This window comes from Polyangiaceae bacterium (genome assembly GCA_020633235.1).
In the GTDB taxonomy this organism is placed as follows: domain Bacteria; phylum Myxococcota_A; class Polyangia; order Polyangiales; family Polyangiaceae; genus JACKEA01.
The window spans coordinates 793,696-808,199 of record JACKEA010000004.1 but is presented as its reverse complement, the minus strand read 5'-3'; the positions used below and the strand labels follow the sequence as shown (position 1 = coordinate 808,199).

The 14,504-nt window shown below is 66.7% G+C and carries 16 protein-coding genes; 11 read left to right on the top strand and 5 right to left on the bottom strand.

The window, feature by feature from the left end; genetic code table 11:
* Positions 1-76: 76 nt before the first annotated feature.
* Complete coding sequence (locus tag H6717_25030) at positions 77-3,433, top strand: hypothetical protein (GenBank protein ID MCB9580317.1); 3,357 nt, start codon at positions 77-79, stop codon at positions 3,431-3,433.
* Positions 3,434-3,522: 89 nt separating this feature from the next.
* Here H6717_25030 and H6717_25025 read toward each other — a convergent pair whose 3' ends face one another.
* A complete protein-coding gene (locus tag H6717_25025) occupies positions 3,523-3,882 on the bottom strand; it encodes a hypothetical protein (GenBank protein MCB9580316.1) in 360 nt (119 codons plus the stop codon).
* A gap of 155 nt (positions 3,883-4,037) precedes the next feature.
* Here H6717_25025 and H6717_25020 point away from each other — a divergent pair, with 155 nt between their 5' ends.
* The gene (locus tag H6717_25020) at positions 4,038-4,688 is read left to right on the top strand and encodes a hypothetical protein (protein MCB9580315.1); all 651 of its coding nucleotides are present in this window, start codon (positions 4,038-4,040) and stop codon (positions 4,686-4,688) included.
* 3 nt (positions 4,689-4,691) lie between these two features.
* Here H6717_25020 and H6717_25015 read toward each other — a convergent pair whose 3' ends face one another.
* Positions 4,692-5,129 (bottom strand): hypothetical protein, encoded by a 438-nt coding sequence (locus H6717_25015; GenBank protein ID MCB9580314.1) that lies wholly within the window; start codon positions 5,127-5,129, stop codon positions 4,692-4,694.
* A 136-nt stretch (positions 5,130-5,265) separates the two neighbouring features.
* Here H6717_25015 and H6717_25010 point away from each other — a divergent pair, with 136 nt between their 5' ends.
* The 4 genes from H6717_25010 to H6717_24995 all read left to right on the top strand — a co-directional run bounded on the left by H6717_25010 (position 5,266) and on the right by H6717_24995 (position 8,191).
* A complete protein-coding gene (locus H6717_25010; GenBank protein MCB9580313.1) occupies positions 5,266-5,724 on the top strand; it encodes a VOC family protein in 459 nt (152 codons plus the stop codon).
* Positions 5,640-6,056: a winged helix-turn-helix transcriptional regulator gene (locus tag H6717_25005; protein ID MCB9580312.1), complete on the top strand. Its 417-nt coding sequence runs from the start codon at positions 5,640-5,642 to the stop codon at positions 6,054-6,056. Before H6717_25010 ends, H6717_25005 begins: the two co-directional genes overlap by 85 nt.
* Positions 6,053-6,520 (top strand): SRPBCC domain-containing protein, encoded by a 468-nt coding sequence (locus H6717_25000; protein MCB9580311.1) that lies wholly within the window; start codon positions 6,053-6,055, stop codon positions 6,518-6,520. Before H6717_25005 ends, H6717_25000 begins: the two co-directional genes overlap by 4 nt.
* Positions 6,521-6,652: 132 nt before the next feature.
* The gene (locus H6717_24995; GenBank protein ID MCB9580310.1) at positions 6,653-8,191 is read left to right on the top strand and encodes an ATP-binding protein; all 1,539 of its coding nucleotides are present in this window, start codon (positions 6,653-6,655) and stop codon (positions 8,189-8,191) included.
* Between the two features lie 82 nt (positions 8,192-8,273).
* Here H6717_24995 and H6717_24990 read toward each other — a convergent pair whose 3' ends face one another.
* Positions 8,274-9,251, bottom strand: coding sequence for an SUMF1/EgtB/PvdO family nonheme iron enzyme (locus H6717_24990; GenBank protein MCB9580309.1), 978 nt, complete (start codon positions 9,249-9,251; stop codon positions 8,274-8,276).
* Positions 9,248-9,469: a translation initiation factor IF-1 gene (infA, locus tag H6717_24985; protein MCB9580308.1), complete on the bottom strand. Its 222-nt coding sequence runs from the start codon at positions 9,467-9,469 to the stop codon at positions 9,248-9,250. The genes H6717_24990 and infA overlap by 4 nt, the downstream gene beginning before the upstream one ends.
* A 108-nt stretch (positions 9,470-9,577) precedes the next feature.
* On the opposite strand from infA, the gene H6717_24980 reads away from it, so the two are divergent.
* Both H6717_24980 and H6717_24975 read left to right on the top strand, forming a co-directional pair.
* Complete coding sequence (locus tag H6717_24980; GenBank protein MCB9580307.1) at positions 9,578-10,243, top strand: HAD family phosphatase; 666 nt, start codon at positions 9,578-9,580, stop codon at positions 10,241-10,243.
* Positions 10,244-10,362: 119 nt separating this feature from the next.
* Positions 10,363-11,403: a hypothetical protein gene (locus H6717_24975; protein MCB9580306.1), complete on the top strand. Its 1,041-nt coding sequence runs from the start codon at positions 10,363-10,365 to the stop codon at positions 11,401-11,403.
* A 3-nt stretch (positions 11,404-11,406) separates the two neighbouring features.
* Here the strand turns inward: H6717_24975 and H6717_24970 are convergent, their stop codons facing one another.
* On the bottom strand, positions 11,407-12,195 hold the full coding sequence (locus H6717_24970; GenBank protein MCB9580305.1) for a hypothetical protein: 789 nt from the start codon (positions 12,193-12,195) through the stop codon (positions 11,407-11,409).
* A gap of 113 nt (positions 12,196-12,308) precedes the next feature.
* Between H6717_24970 and H6717_24965 the strand changes: the two genes are divergently transcribed.
* Genes H6717_24965 through H6717_24955 form a run of 3 tightly spaced genes read left to right on the top strand, consistent with a single transcriptional unit; the run spans position 12,309 to position 14,480 of the window.
* A complete protein-coding gene (locus tag H6717_24965; protein MCB9580304.1) occupies positions 12,309-13,127 on the top strand; it encodes a sterol desaturase family protein in 819 nt (272 codons plus the stop codon).
* A 15-nt stretch (positions 13,128-13,142) separates the two neighbouring features.
* Positions 13,143-13,709, top strand: a complete 567-nt coding sequence (locus H6717_24960) for a hypothetical protein (GenBank protein ID MCB9580303.1) — start codon at positions 13,143-13,145, stop codon at positions 13,707-13,709.
* A gap of 42 nt (positions 13,710-13,751) precedes the next feature.
* A complete protein-coding gene (locus H6717_24955) occupies positions 13,752-14,480 on the top strand; it encodes a hypothetical protein (GenBank protein ID MCB9580302.1) in 729 nt (242 codons plus the stop codon).
* The last annotated feature ends 24 nt before the right edge of the window (positions 14,481-14,504 follow it).

The window sequence follows — 14,504 nt, the reverse complement described above, 5'->3', positions numbered from 1 at the left end:
TCGAGCCACGGCATGAGCCTCGTCACGTGGCTCCGCGCAGCCGGCGTCCCGCACATCACGCTATGCTCGGCTCGACGTGCGCGCCCATCTCTCCGGAACCTCGAACAAGGCAGCAGCAGGGCGCGCCATGCTCGTGCTGCGTCGCCATTTGGGATGGACGGCAGGCTATCCGACCACGCGGGTGGGGGACGCGCTCTGCTGGTGCGTACCGGACGAGCGCTCGGGAAGCGGCCTGCAGACCGTGACGCTGGGTCGCCGTGAGGTCAGCCGAGCTCAACGCACGGCGAACGAGCTTCGTCGGGAGTTCCCGAGAGTCCTCCCCAAGCTGGTGGGTGACCCGGAGCTATGGAGACGGCGCGTCGACCTAGTCCTGTCGCACGTCAAGGCCGCTCTCCACGAGCGCAAGCCGCTGCCTGCGGATCTCTTTGAAGATCCGAGCCAGTACGCTCGCCACCCGCGTGCACTGGCGCGCGAGGTCGTCAGTGCCGAGCCCGCCTTGAAGCAGGTCGTGGCGGCCCTTTCCTGGGTTCACGCCGTGGAGCAAGACGGCGTGCTCGCAAGCTTGGCTTGGGTGCAGCGTCACGCCGAGAGCCTCGTCGCGCTGCAAGGTGAAGTTGGCCTGGAGCAGACGCGGGCGTGGGCGGTGCTGCTCACGCGGCTGGCAGCTCGCCTCGGTGCGCAGCGACTGGACCTCGTGATGGCTTGGCTCGCGGATCCTCGGGTCTACGACACGCCGCTCTCAGGCGGGCACGAGCATGCCGGAGCGGTGCTCGGCGCCTTGCGCGCAAGGCGCCCGAAGCCTCTCCCGGAGCAGCGGGCGACCCCTTTCGCGCGGCCTTTGCTGGAGTGGCTGACCTGGACCACCGCGCAAGACACCCGAACCGCGAAGCGCGCCCTCGAGACCTTCGAGATCTCCGCTCCCAAGGAGCTGCTGTCCGCTTGGCGGGGCTGGTGGGACGCCCTGGAGCGCGCGTCTCAATCGCGCCTGGCGCAGCGGATTGGGAGAGCCGAATGGAGCGACGCGCGCAAGGCATCCGCCATTCGTTCCATTTTGGAACTGCGCAACGAGACACCGCGCCCGCTCAAGGCACGCGACTACTTCCGGTGCATCGAGACCCTCGCCGCCCCCATCCAGCGCCACGCTTGCCGCGCCGCCACTCTGACGCTGGCCGAGCTTCCCCAAGAGCTCCCTCGCGGCGCCGCCACCCTCTTCTTCATGCACTGGGCAATGCGGGCGGAAGAGCAACCGGCACGGCTCACGGCGTTTCTCGATGCACTGCGAAGGTATCTGGTCGATGGTCGGTCGCATTCGGCCCGGCGCTGGATGCGTCCATGGCTGGACAGCCTGCGGCCCGAGACGCGTTGGCCTTTCATGCTCGACCGAGAGCTGCTGGCCAATCTCTCGAGCAAGCGATCGCTCCACGGATTCTTCGAAGCCCTACGCCACATCCACGGGACGGTCATCTCGGGGATCGACGCGAGCATGGCACAGAACCTGATCCCTCTGCTCCAGCACGCCAAGAGCCCCGAGCGCGCCGCGCAGCTGTTTCTCGAGCTCCATCAGGCCCGCCTCGCGGATAGAGACATCTACGACACGTGTCGGCTAGCGATCCAGATAACCGGCGAGGCCACCGCGCAGTTTGCCGCTGTGGTGGAGCGTTTGTTGGAGCTGGAGCACGACGAGCGCCGGCTTCTTCGGGGCGGCCTCGGGCGACTTGTGAGCGCCTTCGACGAAGCAGGTAGGTTGTCCTCCCTGCGAAGCTTGCTGCTCGACGGCAACGTGCGCCGTCTCGTCGCCGCCGGTCAGCGAATTGAGCTGCTGAAGCGCCGAAAAGATCTGCCCGCCCCCGTGCGGGCGATGGCGCACGGTGCGCCGCCCTGGGCGGCGGAGTATCCCGAAGCCCTACACGGACCGATCGCGCGCTTGGCGGCGACTCACGAGGCACCGGAGAAGGCCACCGTGGCGCTTCTGGGCACCGACTTGCCGCGAGCTTCCGAGCTGATGGCGGAGCTCGCGGCATTGCGGCATCGAGCCGACGACGTTCGAATCGCGCGCAGGATCACGAATCTGGAGCAGCGCCTCCGGGCCCCTCCCAGACTGAGCCAATCCAAGCTGGACAAACTGCGCGCAAAGTTGGAACGCGCTGCAGAGCGGGCAGATTTCGACGCATGGGAACGCCAGCTGGCCGAACGCACCGACGTCGCCCTTGCTGAATTCCTGGGTGTGCCGCAGCGACCCGAGTGGGCCAATGGCGAGCGAAACCTCGCTCTGGTCGCCGCTTTGACGGAGCTTCCCCCGGACTTCTCCGCCCTCGGCCAGCAGCTGCTGCGTGTGCGCTGTGGCTCACGGCCGTGGGACTTGCGCGATCACCCGGCGAATCGTCGCTTCCTGGAGCAGCTGCGCGCCCGGGGCGTGAACGTCGACCCGTGGGTGGACGGCATTGGACCGCGGGCTTTTGGAGGCGAGAGCGATCCCCTCACCTTGGCACTGGAAGACGACCCCCTCGAAGTCCTGCGGATGGGCGCGTACTTCGAGACATGCCTGGCGCCCCGTGCCTTCAATTTCTTCTCCGCAGTGACCAACGCGGCCGACATCAACAAGCGCGTGCTCTACGCGCGAAACAGCCTCGGTCAGGTCCGCGGGCGCTGCCTCTTGGCGTTGACCGATGCTGGCGACATCGTCACCTTTCACCCCTACTGCCACGACACAAGAGAAGCCTTCTCGACTAAGGTCATGCAGTTCGTCTCCGAGCTCGCGGATTCAATGCGCGTCGTGGTCGTTCCGGCCGGTGGCATCAGGAATCTCGTGGCGTTGGCCTGGTACGACGATGGGCCTGTAGATCTCGCCGGCCGCTTCGCGTTCCTGCGCGATGCCGCCTTTCTCGAGCGGTTGACTGCCGTGCCGCCGGGCCTGCTGCTGGCCGAGCTGGAGCAGGCTTTCGCGCCGCAGCCGCTGAATGAGCTCACCCTGCCCCTGGTGCTTGGCGTCCAGGCGCTCACGTCGCGTCCGGAGCTCGTCGCGCAGTTGCTGCCGCACATTCGCAAGTTCCCCCCAGCGCCGGAGTTGCTGGCCCAAACGGCAAGACAGCTGATGACGCAAGGCGAGGTTGCTCTGGCATGGGAAATATTTGGTGCATACGCCGAGCGATTCTTGGAGAGAACCGATGCCCACGACTCGCTCATCATCGAGCTGCTGGCGACCTTCTCGCCCTCCCGCGCCCTGGCGGTCCTTCGAGCGCACCGAAAGGGACGCACCTGGAACCACGAGTCGGACGGCGAGCGCTTGTTCTGGGCTGCGGAAGCGCACCTCTCGCTGCATCGCAAGAACAAGGCCGCCGAGCTGTACCGACTGAGCTTGAAAGCATACGCGTCGTCAGGGACGAAAGCGCGCGCGCGAAGTCGCCTTGCGGAGCTCGCACCACCGCTTGCGTGACGGCGCAACGCGGTGTTACCGCGGCGGGCCGACAAGCTGCTGCAGGAAGATGTTGTCGGGGCGGCGCGGAACCACGCTGCGCGCGGACGTCAGTCTTCTCGGCGCAACACGATCGCGCGGGAGCCGTCGAGCATCCAGCGCATGGCGTGATCGTCGTCGAGCTTGAAGTGCACCTTGTCCGTCGCACCATCCGAACGCGTGACGGCAATGTTCACGTCGCTCTGATGCACGCTCACCACTTTGTACGGACCCGATCGCGGCTCTTCTGCCGGTATGGCCACGGTCACCGTGGAGCCCGAAAACTCCATGCTCGTACCCTTGGCCCAGCCCGTTGCTGCGGCCATGTCCCGGTCGTCGAAGTTCTCGACCCCCTCGCCGACCCAGCGGCCTTCGAGCTTGCGCTGGACCGGATGGCCACAGCCCGTTGCCGTGGCGCCAAGGGCAACCATGACTGCCCAGAGCCAGATGTCGCGTCGGGAGATTTTCCAGCGAAATCCCATCACTTCGCTATGGTAAGACATGCACCTACATCCGCCCACAATTCGGCGAAAGGATCTTCTTTGACGCGGTGCGCTATGGCATCCCTGCGTATGGTAGCGGGCTCATGCCCCCTGGCTTCGTGACGCTTCAGAGCCTCCGGGACCTGGTGCAGGGCACCTGGCAAGAGGTGGCGCAGTGGTTCGTGGCCAAGCCGCGGATTTTTGCTCTGCCGCATCCAGAGCAACAGATCTTGTTCGAGTACGCGTCCCGGCTGCGGACCGCGATCCGCGGCGCGATGGGGGACGCGAACTGGGACCGCCTCTACTTCGACGCCTCCAACACGAGTCTGGGCACGGGTTCGATCTCTCACGTGATCGGTCGGCGACCACCGTTGTACATCGACACGCGGCGCATCTTCGGACTGCCGGAGCATGGGCACCGCGCGATCACGGCGCCGGACATCGCCATCGCCGTCCAGGTGCTGCGCGCGGCGCCGGCGCTGCTCGAGCTCGACGACGACGGCCGTCCCATCGCCCAGCGTTGGATGCCGACCAGCCTGCGACTGCAGGGCTGGCTCTTGGACGAGCACGTCTCGCAGCTGGAGGAGCTCACCCCCACGCCCTGCGACGGCTTCCTGTTCGTCATCTACAACAACGAAGCGGGACGGCGCACCACGGTGGACACGCGGGACATCGCGTCCTGGGCGTCGTGGAACCAGCCGAGCAAGTCCCTGTGGTGGGCTTCGCGCCACTTCCGCGCGAAGAGCAGCGGCTGAGAGCTATCTCGACTCCAGCACGTCCTTGCACGAGTGCTGGTCGGCGGCGCCAGTACACTTGAGCTCGCCGCAGCCGGGTCCCGTCTCGCCCGTTTCGCAGTTGGCTTTGCCAGCGGCCAGCACCTTCTGCCACAGCGCTTCGCACACCTCGGGATCCGACAGACCGTCGAAGCAGGTCACTTCCAGCGGGTCCCCCGGAGCGTCCATGTTCTTGCCAGTGGGCTTGTGGACCACCATGCGGCCGTCCTTGCAGTCGACGAAGATTCCGGAAAAGCCGTCGTAAGTGCCGCTCGTGTCGCAGCCGGAGCGAGAACCGCCGCGCATGACGCGAGTGAGGTTGTCCGGGGTCTCGGCGGTGCGCGTCAGCATGGTGTGGGAGGAGCTGCCGCATCCGACCAGCAGCGTCAGCGATAGTGGGGCGAGCATCGTGTGCTTGAGCATGTCTCCGTTTCTATCACCGGGAACCCGCTGCGGCGCTGCCAGAAGTTGTTCGATCTCGTTCGACAGGGAAGGGCTGGACATCGGCGATATAGTTTTATATATGGTTAATTATTGTCGCGGATAGAAAGGAGCTCAGATGGCTGAATTCAAGCGGAACAGTCTCACTTCGGCGCTCTCGTACCGGGACCCCAAGGCCGCGCTCAGGTGGCTTCAGGAGGCCTTCGGCTTCGAGCCGGCGATGATCTTGACGGACAAGGACGGCAACATCGCTCACTCGGAGATGCGTTACCGCGAGTGCCTGATCATGGTCGGTAGCGAGTGGTCCGAGCTGCACAAGAGCCCGGCTTCGCTAGACGGCAAGAACACCCAGTCCGTTCACGTGCACATGGACGAGGACGTCGACGCCCACTGTGAGCGCGCGCGCAAGGCCGGCGCCGTCATCATCATGGAGCCCGAGACGCAGTTCTATGGAGATCGCACCTACCGCGCGAAGGATCCCGAGGGCCACATCTGGACCTTCGGCCAGACGGTGAAGAAGGTGACGCCCGAGGAGTGGGACAAGGAAAGCGGCCTGACGACCGAGATGTTCGAGTGAAACGCGCCGCCGTGGACGAACGGCTCGCAGCGCTCGCCGATCCGCAGCGGCGGCGCGCCGTGGAGCTCCTGAGCGAGCGCCCGCGGCGCGCCGGCGAGCTGGCGGACGCGCTCGGCTTGACGGCGCCCGCGATGAGCCGCCATTTGCGCGTACTGAAGCAGAGCGGCCTGGTGGAGGCGACGCATCCGGAGTTCGACGCGCGGGTGCGCGTGTACGCGCTGAAGGAGGCGGGCTTGGCGGATCTCAGGAAGTGGCTCGACGACATGGAGCGCTTGTGGGCGCGGCAGCTCACGGCGCTCAAGGATCACATCGAAAAAGGCGGGCGGAAGTGACCTCTTCCGTGCTCGTCGCCCTGCGCGTGAAGGCTTCGCCGGAGCGCACCTTCGACGTCTTTACCCGTGAGATCGCCGCCTGGTGGCGACCGGATCCCCTGTTTCGGATCACTTCCCAAGGCGACGGGACCCTCGCCTTCGAAGGCGAAGCGGGCGGCAAGCTCGTCACGCGCCTCGCGGACGGCAGCGTGTACGAGATCGGAACCATCACGGAGTGGCGCCGTGGCGAGCGCCTCGGCTTCACCTGGAAGCCCGAATCCGTAGATGCGGAGCGGACCACCCGCGTGGAAGTGACGTTCGAGGCGGTGGGCGACGAAACGCGCGTCAGCGTCCAACACTTCGGCTGGCTCGAGATCCCGCAAAAACACGCCGCGCGCCACGGCTTCCCGGACAGGGTGACCGGACAGCGCGTCGGCGACTGGTGGCGCCGCTCCCTGGCCGCACTCAGTGAAGTGACGCGATAGGACGTCCGTGCGCGACGGGAAGGCAGGCCAAGGGACTGGGTGAGGCGCGCCCAAGGTTGGCAACAGTGCTAAGTAGCAAGATTGCTAAGTAGCAATATTGCTAACCTTGTTCCGGACGGCTAATCTGGGCTCGTGGCCTTTCAGAGCAACGTCCCCATCATCGGAGCCGGATTTCAGAACCGGTCCGAGGAGCTCCAGAGGCTTGATCAGGTCGCACGTCGTCTGGCGAACGGTGAGCCGAGCTGGCTGGCGATCTTGGGCCCGCGGAAAGTTGGCAAGACCAGTCTCGTGCTGGAGTTTGCTCGCCGGCACGCCAGCAAGCTCCATGTAGTCAGCTTCGATGTGAGCCAGTGGTCGCCGGTCTCTTGGGAGGTGTTTAGAAACCTCGCGCTTCGGGCGATCGATGAGCTGGCTGGCGCTTCGACGGGAGTGTCGTTCGAAGCACTCGCGGACGATCGCGACGCGTGGCGCGAGACAGTCTCGGGAACAGAGCTCTTTGCGCGCTTGCCACCACGAGCTCGCTCGACGTTGGTGGCATTGCCGGAGCTAGCCGGTCCGGAGCTCGCGCGACGCAGCCTGGAGCTGCCTGAGCTGGTGGCGGAGGTGATGGACAGACCGCTGGTCGTCGCCGTCGACGAGTTTCAGGAGCTCGCTCAGCTCGGTGCCGGTCGAAAGGGCGTGGACCCATTTCCAATCGTGCGGGCCGTTTGGCAGCACCACCGCCGTGTGGCCTACGTGGTTTCGGGATCGGAGCAGTCGATGATGCTCGAAATGGTGAGCTCGAAGGCCTCGCCGTTCTTTCAGCACTTCTCGGTCCTGGAACTTGGAGTCTTCGACGAAGAGCATGCCGTCCGGTTGCTCACCGAAGGTAGCCCCGCGGACCGACCGATCCCCCGCTCCCTTGCGGAGCGGGCGGTCCAAACTCTGGGTACGCACCCGTTCTACCTTCAGATGCTTGGAGAAGCGCTGGTCGCCTCGCCGCCTCCCTACGACGACCACGATCTCAAGGCGGCCATCCAGGAGCTCGTCTTCGCTCGGGCTGGACGCCTGTCGCTGTTCTTCGGCCGTCAATGGGACGGTCTGGTGGGGCGCTCGACGACGCTCGCGGCGACCTTGGAGGCGCTATCGCTCGGCAACACGCGGGTCAAGGACGTTGCCAGCGCAGTCGGTACGACCGCAGGAGCCACGCTGCGCTACCTCGAACGGCTGGGAGACTCGGTTCGCCGTAACGACGATGGCGGCTGGCGCATCACCGATCCCCTGTTCTCGCAGTGGGTCGCGTGGCGCCGACCCGGCGGCAGTGTCGTTCCAATGCAGATGCTGGGCGAGGAGGGCGAGCGGGAGGCAGCAGAACACCTGGCGAGCCTCGGCTTCGACCTCGTCTACCAGTCGCGCGGCTCGCGTGGCGCCTTCGATCTGCTGGCCACGCGTGGGCACCACCTGCTCGCAATCCAGGTAAAGCGACGTGCCCTGCCGCTGCGCTTCTCGAAAACAGACTGGAACCGGATGGAAGCCGACGCAAAGCGGTTCGGTTGGCGCTGGGCGATCGCGGCCGTCACCGATGGTGACGTCCTGGTCCTCGACCCGCGGCGCGCCAAGAAGGGCCGCGAGGTGCGTCTGGATGCTGCCGCCCGCATCGACAACTTGCTCGCGTGGCTCGACCGTCCTTAGCGCCGCCGGCGCACGGCGGCTGGCGTGCCGTCCGTTCGCGACGGGGATCGCGCCGGACCAACATACAAATGTAAAGGGCGGGTCAGGGGGTTTTGCAGCAGCGGACGCCGAGGCTGTAGTCGAAGTACGGGGGCGTGTGGGCGGAGATGCGAGCCTCGCAGCCGGCTTTGGTGTTGCGCGAGTAGAAGCCGCCGACGAACACGCCGCCCGGGTCGTCGATCCATTCGTCGAGGTTGCCGACCATGTCGTAGATGGCGTCGTTGCCCCAGATGCTCTTGCACTCGGGCGTGGCGCCGGTGGCCCGCAGCAGCGGGCGGCCGTGGGAGCGCACCTTGTTGAGGCGCGGATCCAGGTGGCCGATGCTGGGGTTGCCGTACAGCACCATGGCGGGGTGCGCTTCCCGGAACACGTTGCAGCGACCGGCTTCGTATTCGTCGCCGTAGGGGAAGCGGCGGCCCTGCTCGCCCTTGCAGGCGGTGACCCACTCCGCCTCGGTGCACAAGCGCTTGCCGGCGTTCTTGCAGGCGAGCTCGGCGACGGTGAGATTGAGATAGCCGCTCGGGACGACGCCACCCTTGGAGACGGCGCGCGGGGAGAAGTCTTCTTTGAGCTGGAAGGTGGGGGGCTCGGGCACCGCCATGGTGTGGCCCTGGAGTGTGCCGCCATCTCCCATGCCGCGGCGGGCGCGGCCGTAGGACGCTTGGGTCTGGGACCGAGTGGGGTGGTAGTAGGGCGAGATCTCGCGGCCGTCGGCGGTGTCGATCAGCGAATCCTCGTAGCGGTCGATGCAGAACTCGTGCACCGACACCATGTCCGGCGGGCAGCGACTGCCGACGTGCCCCCAAGGACCTGGGAGCACCTGCTGTCCGGGCGCGCGCGGCGGCCCGATGTCCCCGCCATCTGGCAGGTACAGGAGCTGGGGCGGCGGCTCCGGGGGCGTGGAGGACGCGAGCTCGGGCCTTTCGCTGGGAGAAGGCTTCGTGTCCTTGTGCTCCTCACGGGAGCAGGCGCTCGCGATAGCGAGCAGGAGCGCGAGCGCACACCCCGTGCGCGAGGTCACTTGCCGCGGTAGACGATGAGCCCGTGAGTGAGGTCGTACGGAGAGACCGCGACACGCACCCGATCTCCAGGCAGCACGCGAATGTGATGGCGGCGCATACGACCGGAGAGCTGGGCGCGCACGATGGCTCCGCCCTGATCCACCTTGATCGTGTACTGCCCGCCGCCGAGGGCGTCTTGAATGACGCCCTCCATCTCCAACAAGTCGCCTTTACTCATGGGTAATGAACTTCTGAAAGGGAAACCACGCCTCGAGTCGCGGTATAAAGCGCCGGCAAGCTGACACAAGCCGGCCAAGAGTGCAAGCACGGCTTAGGCCGGACAAAAATGGCCCATTTGCGCGCAGTGATCCCAGCGACTTTGTTCGATTACAACGGCGTTTTGGTGGACGACGAAGCCGTTCACCTGGCCGCCTTTCGCGATGCCCTCGCACCCCTCGGTGTGAAGGTGGAGGAGGCGGACTACTGGTCGCGGTACATCGGCTTCGATGACGTGGGCGCCTTTCGCGCGATGCTGTCGGACGCCGGGCGCGCGCCCACGGATGAAGACGTCCGCCGGCTGGTGGAAGCCAAACGGCCGCTTTACCTCGCACGAGCGGAAGCGGGGCTTTCCGTGTTCGAAGGCGCCGCGGAGTGGGTGCGCCGGCGAGCTGCCGTGGGGCCGGTGGGCATCGTGTCCGGTGCCCTGCGGGACGAGATCGAGCTGGGCCTCGACGTGCTCGGTGTCCGGGACTTGGTCGCCTTCGTCATCAGCGCGGAGGACACGAAAGAGGGCAAGCCCGATCCCGAGGGCTACCGCTTGGGGCTCGCTCGGCTCGGCACCGAGGCCGTCGTGATCGAGGATTCCGTCGCGGGCGTGCAGGCGGCCAAGGCGGCGGGGCTCCGCTGCGTCGCCGTCGGCCACAGCTATCCGGAAGCGGAGCTTCGCGCCGCCGGGGCGGATGTGGTGCGGGGGAAGATCGCCGACCTTTGCGACGAGGACTTCTCGACGTGAAACGCGTGCTCGCGGCCCTGGTGGTGAGCGTGGCGCTGCCGGCAACGGCGGCACCGCGACCCACGCCGGCAGATCTACCGCCGCGCGCCACCGGCTTTCGCGACGGTGGCTTCGGCGCCATCCGCGGCGTGACGGTGGGGCCCATCGAGAACGCGCTGCACGCGGACAAGGGCTACGGCACCGCGGCGTGCGCGCGGACGTTCTCCGAGGTGCGCCGCATGGGCGGCACCTGGGTGAGCCTCACGCCCTTCGGCCGCGTGTGGGATCTGAAACCGAGCGGAGTGTCGCCCACGTTCGAGGCAGCCTACGAAGACAACACGCGCGCCGTGAAGCGCGCGGTGGAGCAGGCCCACGCGGAAGGCCTCAACGTGCTCCTGGTGCCTCACCTGTGGGTGGAGACCGGGGGCTGGCGCGCGGAGATCGATCCCGGAAGCGACGAAGGCTGGGCGCGCTGGGCCGCGAGCTATCGCGAGTTCTTGCTGGGCTGGGCGAAGGTGGCGGCAGAGGCGGATGTGGAGATGCTCAGCGTGGGGGTGGAGCTCCGGAGCTGGGTGACCACGCGCCGTGCGCCGAGCTTCTCCGCCATCGTCGAAGACGTGCGCAAGGTGTACCCCGGTCTCTTGACCTATGCCGCGAACTGGGACGACGTGGATCGCACCGTGATCTTGGGGCAGCTCGACGTCATCGGCATCAATGCCTTTTACCCGCTGGCGGATCACGACGGCGCGTCGTTCTCCGAGCTCGTGGAGGGCGGCAAGAAAGTGGCGGCAGAGGTGCACGCGCTCGGCAAGAGCTGGAACAAGCCGGTGATGTTCACCGAGTTCGGCTACACCACGCGACCGAACCCCGCCGTGAAGCCGTGGGAGTGGCCCGACGAGATGAAGGGCGTGACGGTGGACCAACGCGCGCAGGCGGAAGCCTACGCCGCGCTCCTCTCTCCGCTGATGGACGAGCCGAGCTTCGCTGGCTTCTTCGTGTGGCGTGTGTATGCGGATCCCGACGACACGTCGCAAGAAGCGGAGTGGGGCTTTTCTCCACGCGGCAAGCTCGCGGAGCTGGTGCTGCGGGACGCTTTCCACGAGCACTGGGCCGCCGACGGCCCGCGCCCCCTGGGCGCCGCGCTGGCCGAGCCCGCGGTGCGCGGTATCGGGATGTACTGACGCTCAGCCGAACTTGGCTTCGTGGGCGGCGAGCTTGCCTTCGACCTTGCCGAGGGCCCGCTCGATGCGCTCGCTGAGGGGCGGTCCGTCGTTGTCGCGGGCGAGGAGATTTCCGAGATGCGCGGCGCACAGGTTCTCGATGCCGCGGCTCTGCTCCACGAGCTCTTTGGCCCAGGCGCGGAAGTCCTTCACGGCGCCGGCGCGCCGCTCGAGCACCTTGGGCAGTGTGAAATGGAAGGCGACCTCGGGGCGCACGAACGCCCGAAGCAGCCACGGCAGGCGAAGCCACACCAGGGTGTCGTCCACGTGCAGCGTCTTGCTGCGAGCGTGGAAGGCGAGCACCGACGCAAAGTGGAGGTTCTCGTCCTCGGGAATGAAGTCCACGCCGCGCGGGACCGAGAAGGTGAGGTCGTCGGCGAACAGACGGTGCAGCGCTTCGTCTTCCGTGCGCAGCTCTTGCCACGGCAACTCCGACAGCCGGGCCGCGTGGCGGGCGGTGCCGTAGAGCTTCGCTTCCGGAAAGACCTCGTGCTGCGCCTGGACATACACCGTGTGGAACGGATGCAGGTTCAGGATGGCCTCGACGCGCTTGCCGTTGCCGGTCCTTTCGAGAAGCCACTGCCGGGTGGCGTCGGACAGATCGCAGGTGTCGAGGAAGACGAAGCTGCCGCTGCCGCGCTCGACCAGGGAGCACTGGGTGCCGAGCTGGATGACTCCGGCGATCTTGTAAGAGCCGCGGATGTTCCACAGTCCGGGGCCGACCTCGACGACGCTTGCGGGGAGTGCAGTCACCGGCGCAGGGTATCAGAGAGGGTCCGGGGCGCGAGGTACCGCGGCGGACCGACATGGAAATCGAAAAACGGGACTTGAATCGGGGCCGGCTCGAGGGAGTCTCACGGAGAGCGATGGGAAAGCTTCTCGGCATCGCCGTCGGCTTGTGGCTGCTTTCGGGCGTGTTCTTCACGCTGGAAACGCTGCGTCCGGCGCGCACGCAGCCGCGCTGGCGGCGGGACAGCAAGACCGACGTCGCGTACTTCTTTTTCACCGGGGTGGTGACGCGGCCCGTGGGCACGTTGGCGGCGGTGGTGGCACTGGTGCTGTCGGCGCTGGTCGCGGGATACCAGATGCGCCCGGGCGCGGTTCAGGCGTACATCCAGGAGCGCACGCTGATGCGTGAGCTGCCGGTCTTGGTCCAGCTGGTGGTCGGCCTGTTCCTGGCGGACTTCATCGGCTACTGGACCCACCGCGGCTTCCATCGCTTCCGCACGCTGTGGCGCTTTCATGCGGTGCACCATTCGTCTGAAGACCTGGACTGGCTATCGTCGGCGCGAGTGCATCCGGTCAACGCGGCCATCTCGCGCTTCCTCTTGGTGCTGCTGCTGATCCCCTTTGGCTTCGACGTGAAGGTGCTGGGAACCGTGGGACCGTTGCTCACGCTGTACGGCTTGTTCTTGCACGCCAACGTGCGCGTGCCCTTCGGTCCGCTGCGCTACCTGGTTGCCAGCCCGGCGTTTCACCGTTGGCACCACAGCGCGGACGAGCGCGGCATGGGCAAGAACTTCGCCGGCCTGTTCCCGGTGCTCGATCTGGTGTTCGGAACCTTCCATTTGCCGAGCGAAGGACCGGAGCGCTTTGGCGTGGCGGGGGAGCGTCTACCCGACGGGCTCCTGCGACAGATGTGGTATCCGTTTCGAGCTCGGAGGTTGCGTAGAGCGGCGGAGTGACTATGGTTCCGCGCCATGGGGAGGCGATATTCCGGGTGGCTCGTGGCGTTGGTCTTGGCGGTGGGGTGCAGCTCCAGCGGCGGTGGCGGCGGTGCGGCAAGCTGCGCAGATGGCGGCGTCTGCCCCGCCGGCTCCAGCTGTGACTCGAGCGGCACCTGCGTGCCGACCTCCAGCGGCGGGAGTGGCGCCGTGAGTGGCGGCGGCGGCGCCGGAGGTAGCGGCGCGGTCGGAGGCAGCGGTGCGGTGGGAGGTAGTGGCGCGGTGGGCGGCAGTGGCGGAGCTCCGGTCGCGTGCGATCCGGCCACGGAGTTCGGCTCGACCTGCGACCAAGTCTTCATTGACGCCGGGAATTGCCAGGATTGCTCCAACAAGAACTGCTGTGCGCCGATCAACAGCTGCCTTGCCGACCAAAGCTGCAGGGACTTGCTGGGCTGCTACTTGGCCCGCTGCGACAACCTGGGCCTTCCCTGCGTGGATCAGAAGTGCAGCGCATGCTCCAGTCCCAAGCCGCAGTTTCAGCCCATCTACGAGTGCTGGGCGTCGCAGTGCCCAACAGAGTGCTACTGGCTGCTCCAACAGTAACGCGGCTTGCGTAGAGCGGCGGAGTGACTATGGTTCCGCGCCATGGGGAGGCGATATTCCGGGTGGCTCGTGGCGTTGGTCTTGGCCGTGGGGTGCAGCTCCAGCGGCGGTGGCGGCGGTGCGGCAAGCTGCGCAGATGGCGGCGTCTGCCCCGCCGGCTCCAGCTGTGACTCGAGCGGCACCTGCGTGCCGACCTCCAGCGGCGGGAGTGGCGCCGTGAGTGGCGGCGGCGGCGCCGGAGGTAGCGGCGCGGTCGGAGGCAGCGGTGCGGTGGGCGGTAGTGGCGCGGTCGGAGGCAGTGGTGGCACGCCAACGGTCACCTGCGCACAAGTGAGCGGGGGGCTCTGCTACTGCGAGGAAGACTTGGGCTATGCATCTGACACCTGCGCGAACGCGGGGCCGTGTTGCATCCACTACCTGTCGGAGTTCGTCTACGAATGCAATTGCTCACCCGCGCCCGACAACGCGACGTGCGAGCAATACGCGGCCGCGCACAGCAGTGAGGTTGTCCCCACGTGTCCTACTCCGGGGACGGTGCTTTCGAGCAACGGACCGCCAATCTCCTACAAGTGGGGATGCACGATGTCCGGCAACAACTGCGTGTGCCTAGTCAACGGTTCATACCCCGACGCTGATTGCTCGGCGTTGCCGGGCCCCCAGTGCTGCCAGCTGTCCCTCGGTACGGACTCTTGCGTCTGCTACACGTCTACTTCCGGAAGCTGCACGCTCTCGGGCGACTACGCCGTCGCCGTGCCGAAGTGTCCTCCGTGAGGACAGTGTTGCCTCGGCTGTCGA

Coding starts and splice junctions, on each gene's coding strand:
- H6717_25025 (MCB9580316.1), bottom strand. CDS start 3,882: ATGGTTGCCCTTGGCGCCACGGCAACGGGCTGTGGCCATCCGGTCCAG.
- H6717_25015 (MCB9580314.1), bottom strand. CDS start 5,129: ATGCTCAAGCACACGATGCTCGCCCCACTATCGCTGACGCTGCTGGTC.
- infA (MCB9580308.1), bottom strand. CDS start 9,469: ATGAGTAAAGGCGACTTGTTGGAGATGGAGGGCGTCATTCAAGACGCC.
- H6717_24980 (MCB9580307.1), top strand. CDS start 9,578: ATGGCCCATTTGCGCGCAGTGATCCCAGCGACTTTGTTCGATTACAAC.
- H6717_25020 (MCB9580315.1), top strand. CDS start 4,038: ATGCCCCCTGGCTTCGTGACGCTTCAGAGCCTCCGGGACCTGGTGCAG.
- H6717_24960 (MCB9580303.1), top strand. CDS start 13,143: ATGGGGAGGCGATATTCCGGGTGGCTCGTGGCGTTGGTCTTGGCGGTG.
- H6717_24965 (MCB9580304.1), top strand. CDS start 12,309: ATGGGAAAGCTTCTCGGCATCGCCGTCGGCTTGTGGCTGCTTTCGGGC.
- H6717_24955 (MCB9580302.1), top strand. CDS start 13,752: ATGGGGAGGCGATATTCCGGGTGGCTCGTGGCGTTGGTCTTGGCCGTG.
- H6717_25010 (MCB9580313.1), top strand. CDS start 5,266: ATGGCTGAATTCAAGCGGAACAGTCTCACTTCGGCGCTCTCGTACCGG.